Origin of the sequence: Actinotignum stranguriae (assembly GCF_051265215.1) — a bacterium.
GTDB lineage: Bacteria > Actinomycetota > Actinomycetes > Actinomycetales > Actinomycetaceae > Actinotignum > Actinotignum schaalii_C.
The window spans coordinates 1-5913 of the sequence record NZ_JBOZCJ010000039.1 but is presented as its reverse complement, the minus strand read 5'-3'; the positions used below and the strand labels follow the sequence as shown (position 1 = coordinate 5913).

At 61.1% G+C, this 5913-nt stretch carries 4 protein-coding genes; 2 read left to right on the top strand and 2 right to left on the bottom strand.

Annotated features, from left to right (window positions below):
* Positions 1 to 1575: 1575 nt before the first annotated feature.
* Entirely contained in the window at positions 1576 to 2205 is a 630-nt protein-coding gene (locus tag ACRQEG_RS09400) for a hypothetical protein (RefSeq protein WP_320756025.1), read from the bottom strand.
* A 202-nt stretch (positions 2206 to 2407) separates the two neighbouring features.
* Between ACRQEG_RS09400 and ACRQEG_RS09395 the strand changes: the two genes are divergently transcribed.
* Complete coding sequence (locus ACRQEG_RS09395) at positions 2408 to 3109, top strand: DUF4191 domain-containing protein (RefSeq protein WP_016442621.1); 702 nt, start codon at positions 2408 to 2410, stop codon at positions 3107 to 3109.
* Positions 3110 to 3271: 162 nt separating this feature from the next.
* Complete coding sequence (glnA, locus tag ACRQEG_RS09390; protein ID WP_320756024.1) at positions 3272 to 4696, top strand: type I glutamate--ammonia ligase; 1425 nt, start codon at positions 3272 to 3274, stop codon at positions 4694 to 4696.
* 56 nt (positions 4697 to 4752) lie between these two features.
* On the opposite strand, the gene ACRQEG_RS09385 is transcribed toward glnA, so the two are convergent.
* Entirely contained in the window at positions 4753 to 5835 is a 1083-nt protein-coding gene (locus ACRQEG_RS09385; RefSeq protein WP_435733867.1) for a [protein-PII] uridylyltransferase family protein, read from the bottom strand.
* Between the last annotated feature and the right edge of the window lie 78 nt (positions 5836 to 5913).

Genomic DNA, 5913 nt, shown 5'->3' with positions numbered 1-5913 from the left:
AGTTCGATGGTTTAACAATTATGGAACAGCGTCAAGCGGTTTTAAGCAATAATGTCCAATAAACAGTCCGCAGCCCCAAATGTGTTGGTTACGATTCCGTAGGTTTCCCTAGATTTAGCCCGCCGAGCAGGCCTTCACCCGAGCCCGATCCCGTGTTTACGTAGTTTCCGACACCCCGCCCCGTTCGTACATACCGCGGATTGGCCCTCGCCAGGGTCCGCCGTCAAGCGTGCGAATCCGTTGCTTTGCGGGTCAAACGGCGGCGGATGCCCCTCCCGCGTACCCTGCCGCATGTGTGGCGGGCGTGGAGGTGCGCCAAACGCTTGTGTACGCGGACGACGGCGCGCTTTGCGTACGTGCAGGCTTGGGCGGGCGCTGAGCGGGAAAATGGGCGGAAAGCGGGCCTTCAATCCGGGCTTTTCCGCGCCAGAATGCGGGAAAGTCGGGGTTAAACCAACATGTTTTGTCCATCCAAAAACTCGAGTCAAACCGAGTTTGAATCCGACTTTAGCCTGCTAGTAAGCCGAAAAGTCCGGATAAAACCAACACCAAGTGTCCTATAGGCCTTAATAGGCAGCCGGAGCTGCATGAACCGTGCCCGGGAACAAAGTGCGAGGGAGGGCACCGTTTCGGGGTGTTTTCGTGTCCCTTACGCGCATCCTGTGGGAGGCGCTGTCCCGCACTCGCACTGTGCCTAGCCGGGCTGCCTGGCTAACCCGCGGATCTGGAGTACTGCACCGGACCACCGCGCTGGAGCATTGCGCTGGAGCATTGCGCTGTATCATCGCGCAAAAACGCCGATCCCGGACCCCGCATCGGCCATTGCTTTACCCCTCCGTCCGCGCCGGTGAGGAAGGTGTGTTTTTCCGGGATGTACTTCGCATGTACGACAAGCGCAATACAGCTCTGAAAACAGATACCCCCTTCCCAGGGACTGGTGTGAGTATTGAAGCTTGTGAGGCTCTTGATGCTCTTGTGGGGAGGTAGCCGCATCTGCCCGATATCAAAGCGCAACGGCAGCTACATTAAGAAATTGTTTTGATGTCGTGGAGTTGCTTTTTGTGGGGCCTCCTGCCGGTAGGGCGCATCCTGCGGGGCTCGACGTCGTGGCGTTGCTATTTAGGGGCATCACCTCACGTCGTCCATGCTTGCCCATGTTAATCGAGTGATCACGGCAGAGCCAGCTAAGGGATAAGAGAATGCACGTGGGTAACAGTTTTTCTGCGGTTCTATATCCGTGACGTAGATTCTGCGTCCCTAACAGCCCACAACGCGCTCAGCCTGTATGTGGCTAACCCGGCACGGTATCGCTACCGCAAGCCCGTTGTTGCTAAGCCTATACATGGGGGCATTTTATCTTACGAACACGCCTGGTGATGTTAGTAATCGGTCAGCTGTCTCGGCGGTGATAAACGCGAGACCCTAACTCCCATAGCCCGACATGGTACAGTCCCTTACGTTTCACGACTACTTGACACCGACCGTACCTGAGTTTTCGTGTGTCCAAACTTTCGTTATTGCGCCAAAACCTGCTTACGAACACGGGTGAACCGTTCACGAACACGGGCGGCCCGCTTACGAACACGGGTGAACCGCCACAATCCGCCACGGCTGCGGACTCAGCTGCCACCGCGCACACCGCTCCGGCTGCGGCCCGATGGTTTGCCCGCCAGCTAGAACGAGGCGGCGCTGCACCGTGACAACCTCGAGAAGATCCTCCCCCACCCAGGAAGCTTCCCGCACCTCGGTTTCTACCTGCGCAACCGGAGTGCTCTCCAGCACGCTACCCAATGTCGCATCGGCTGCTGCCGCTTCACCTTCCGGCACACTCAAGGCGCTCAACGCGGCTGTATCACCCGCGCTCAGCACGGCATCACGGGCCGCCACGAGCTGCCGGGCCACCGCCAGAGCATCCGGCCCCGGCTCAGTAGTACCCGCGCCAGCGCCAGGCACCGAACCAGCGCCAGGCACCGGCCCCTCGCCAGACACCGGACCCTCGCCGTACCCCGGGTCTTCTCCACGCACCGGGCCCCCGGGTGCCTTTTTCACCGCGAGCACCAGCGCACCCAGCGTCATTCCTGCCAGCACACCCGCCACCATCCCGAGCACACACAAGCGCACCAGGAGAGCTACCCGGCCGGCGCTAGCTCCTCCCACGCCACGGGCCCCGCTTACCCCACGCCGATTCATCACTGTGCCTGCCATAGGGACAGTTCACCACCGCCGGCCCATCCCGTCCAAGGACTATCCACAGGCATGCCCGCCACGGCGTCATTATCCACAAGTCGCGCGCCGAACACGGCGTTCGACCGACCCGAAGGCGTGAGATTGGGCCCGGTGCTCAACAAAGCCGGCACTATCGTCTAGAATCGACGGGGACTATCGAGAAGGATTTAAAAGGAATCAGATGGCACAGGATAAGAACAAGGGCGCGAAGAAGAAGCCGGGCTTTTTCAAGACTCTGCGTGACGCATTCACCATCGCGAAGCGCACCTACAAGCATCTGGGCTGGTGGCTCGCTCTGGCCGGGCTCGCGGGCCTGGGAATCGGTATTCTCCTCGGCTTCCTCACCAAGAGCTGGATCGCGTGGACCGTCTTCGGGATCCTCCTCATGCTCCTGCTCCCCATGCTGCTTCTCACCCGGGCCGTGCGTTCGGCCAGCTACGCACAGCTGGATGGCATGCCGGGAGCCACGTCCGCGATTCTCGATTCGCTGCGCGGCTCGTGGGTCAAGCAAACCGAACCGGTGCGTTTCAACGCACGCCACCAAGATTTCGTTTTCCGTCTCATCGGGCGCCCCGGCGTGGTCCTCGTTGCCGAAGGCCCCATCTCACGCACCCGCAAGCTCATTGATGATGAGCGTCGCGCTATTCGCCGCGTAGCCCCGAATGCCCCGGTGCACGCTATCTTCATGGGCAATGGCGAAGGCCAGGTTCCGCTCGCCAAGCTTGAGCGGGCCATTAAGAAGCTTAAGAAGGAAATTTCCGCCCAGGAGGTTTCGGCCCTGTCCCAGCGTCTCGATGCTTTGGGAAATAAGGCGCTCAATATCCCCAAGGGTATTGATCCCACCAATATTAGAGCTAATCGGCGGGCCCTGCGCGGCCAGTAGGGCCGCGCCGCCGTCGTACCTAGTCAGTATCCGCCCGGGGAATTCCACGTGAGTTTCCCGGGCGGAGCTACGCCCGGAGGTTTTTTGAGCCGGGGACGGCGCGCTAAAATACATGGGGTAAACCGCACCGCTAGCCGAGCCGCGCGCCGGGAGGAGTCCACCATGTTCACAAGTGTCGCCGAAGCTGCCGAATTTATTGCGGAAAACGAGATTGAATTTCTCGATATTCGCTTCTGTGACCTGCCCGGCGTGATGCAGCATTTCACAGTGCCCGCCACCCAGGCAACCGCGGAAAAAATGAACGAGGGCTATATGTTCGATGGCTCGTCGATTCGCGGTTTTACCTCGATTCACGAATCGGATATGAAGCTGCTCCCGGATGTGTCTACCGCCTTTGTGGATCCGTTCCGCGCGGAGCCCACCCTCGTCATGAATTTCAATGTGGTGGATCCCTATACGGATGAACCCTTTGCGCGTGATCCTCGCAATGTTGCTGAACGCGCCGAAGCCTACCTGCGCTCCACGGGAATTGCGGACACGATTTCGGTGGGTGCGGAAGCAGAGTTTTATTTATTCGACGACGTACGCTATGACACCGGGGTCAATCATTCCATGTACGTGATTGACTCCAATGAGGGCTCGTGGAATTCGAGCCGGCTGGAGCCGGGCGGGAATACCGGATACAAGATTCCTCACCAGCAGGGTTATTTCCCGGTGGCGCCGGTGGATGCTAATGAGGACGTACGCGACGTTATGTGCCAGTATTTGGCACAGGTGGGTCTGGATGTGGAACGCGCCCATCACGAAGTGGGCGCGGGAGGCCAGCAAGAAATTAACTATCGTTTCAATTCCTTGCGTGCCGCCGCGGATGACCTTATGAAATTCAAGTACGTGATCCGCCGTGCTGCAGATGAGTGCGGGAAAACTGCTACGTTTATGCCCAAGCCGCTTTTTGATTCGGCCGGCTCGGGGATGCACTGCCATATGTCGCTGTGGAAGGATGGGCAGCCACTTTTCCACGATCCGCGTGGCTACGGCCAGCTTTCGGACCTGGCTCGCTGGTACGTGGGCGGCCTATTGACGCACGGGAAGGCACTCGCGGCTTTCACTAACCCGTCGGTGAATTCGTACCGCCGCCTGGTTCCCGGTTTTGAAGCGCCGATTAATTTGGTGTATTCGGCGCGTAATCGTTCGGCTGCGATCCGGATTCCGCTGAGCGGGAATTCCCCGGCCTCCAAGCGTATTGAATTCCGAGTTCCCGATCCGACCGCTAATCCCTATTTGGCTTTCTCCGCGGAGCTGATGGCGGGCCTGGACGGCATCCGCAACCGCATCGAGCCGCCGGCCCCCATTGATAAGGATATTTACGAGCTACCGCCGGAAGAATACGCGGATATTGACACAATCCCAGCTTCCCTTGATGAGGCCTTAGCCGAACTGGAAGCTGATCACGATTTCCTCCTCGAAGGGGATGTCTTCACGGAGGACTTCATCGCCACCTGGATTAAGTACAAGATGGATGCGGAAGTCACGCCGCTGCGCGCCCGCCCGCACCCTTACGAATTCGAGCTGTACTACACGCTCTAAAGAAGTACGTGGATGAGCTTTCCGCCCGCACCACGGGCCTACCCGCGGTGCGTGGCCTAGTTCCGCCCGTAAAAAACATATTCCACGGCGGCGCGGGCATGGCGTGCCGCCCGGGCGCGCCGGTCGAGGACATCCGCGGCGTGCTCGGCGCCCAGGATCGCGGCCATGCGTTCGCGCTCACGCGGATCACGCGGAATGACCTGGGCGGCACTCCCGGTCCGGCCGGTAGCCACAAAAGCGGCCTGGCGTAGGGCGTTGGCGGCCTGCCACCCTTCGACCAGGGCCTTTTCCTGCGCCCCGGTAATGAGCCCGGCGGCACCCGCCGCCCGGAGCGCCTCCCCCGTTCCTGTCACCCGAAGCGGCGGGTAGGCCGCGGCATGCTCAAGTTGGAGGAGCTGCGCGGTCCACTCCACATCCGCACTTCCGCCCGGGCCGAGTTTGAGATGGGAAGCCGGAGCCACTCCCCCGGGGATTCGTTCTTTTTCCACCCTGATTTTCATGAGTCGGATGGCGGTACGCCGAGCCTCATCCCAGTGTTCCGGGTAGCGCAGCGGGGCGATCATCTCCACGAAGCGTTGCCCGAGCGCCCGATCCCCGCCCACCGCGCGGGCCCGCAGCAAGGCCTGGAATTCCCAGGGTTCAGCCCAGGTCCGGTAGTATTCCGCGTAAGAATCCAGGCGCCGGGCCAGCGGCCCGCTCCGGCCTTCCGGGCGCATATCCGCATCCACGGCTAAGGGCGGTACCCCGCCTGTTTCCTGTTCCAAGCGCATGAAGGCACGAGCCAGCGCATCGGCGTATCCCGCGGCCGTCTCGGGGCCGTCCCAGACGAACATCACATCAGCATCCGAGGTGTAACCGCATTCGCGCCCGCCCAGGCTCCCCAGCCCAATCACCGCAAAAGAAATATCGGGATGGCTATCCGCACCATCGTGTTCGGCGACGACGGCGCACCTGGCCGCGCGTACCCCGGCTTCCACCGCGCATTCCACAGCGTTACTCACCGCGCCTGCCACGTCATCGGGCCCGAGCAGCCCGAGAGCTTGGGCCATGGCGGTGCGCAGCACTTCGCGCCAGCGTAACCACCGGCCCGCCCCGGCGATCTCCTCCGGCTGGCTGCGCCGCTCGAGGAGCGCGTCCAACTCCCCGCGCAGCGCATCCGCGCGGATTGCGGTTTGGTGGGTTTATATTCGGGTACCCGCACGAGGGCCGATTGGTTG